The sequence below is a fragment of the Pontimicrobium sp. MEBiC01747 genome (genome assembly GCF_053601635.1).
The window spans coordinates 1-989 of the sequence record NZ_JBSHNS010000461.1; the positions used below are offsets into that span (position 1 = coordinate 1).

Consider the following 989-nt stretch of genomic DNA (forward strand, 5'->3'; position numbering starts at 1 on the left):
GTATTTCCCTTTCTTAAGGAAGTATCCCAACATAATCCAGAAGGTGTCTACGTCAAAAAAAGAAATGCTACTAGTTTACTCAATGAAACTATGCGGTTACTCAATTGAGCTTTTAATTATTACTAATAACGATAATATTTACAGACAATATTGATGTTAAATAATTACAAATAGGTCGATATTTATAGATATCGACCTATTTGTGTTGCTTTATTTAGTTTTACCAATATATAAGCGTAATAAAATATTTAAAATATACGTAGATATACGTATTTCATAGTATAAAGAATTGTTATAAATTTGAAAAACTAATGGTGTAAGAAAATAATTATTAATCTTTTACGTTTTAAAGTATTATATAACCATTATCAACTTTATTATCCCTATTAAGCAATGAAAAAACTTTTCTCAATTAGTTTACTTTTAGTAAACACAATTTTTTATGCCCAACAAATAGATTATCCTAACATTTTACCTCCTTCTCCTGAAGCAGCAGCAATAAGTCAATATACAGATTTTGGGGTGGATAAATCCACAGGAGCAATTACCTATCAAATGCCAATTTATCAGTATAAAAATGGCGCTTTAAATATTCCTGTTTCTTTAAATTATAGGTCTAATGGATTTAAAGTTAATGAATCTGGTACATGGGTGGGACTCGGATGGTCTCTACAAGCAGGAGGAGCAATATCAAGAACAACACAAGGAACACCAGATGACAGTCATTTTGGAACGGATGGCAGTATGGGTTTTTTAGATTTAATAAATGATGAAAACATTACTTATGACTATCTAATTGATGAAACGATTAATGATGCTGGACGGTTTAGTGTTTTAGAAGATATTGGAAGAGGTTGTAAAGATAGTCAACCAGATATTTTTAATTTTAACTTCAATGGAAATCAGGGAAAGTTTCATTTTGATTGGAGTGGTAACTTAGTTGTTGATTCTAGCAATGATGTTTCTGTAGAAATTACATGGAGTAATAG

General features: G+C 29.5%; 1 pseudogene. It reads left to right on the forward strand.

What is annotated here, in order from left to right:
• Positions 1-393 precede the first annotated feature (393 nt).
• A pseudogene (locus ACVC2P_RS15160) lies at positions 394-989 on the forward strand (hypothetical protein); the annotation flags it as partial.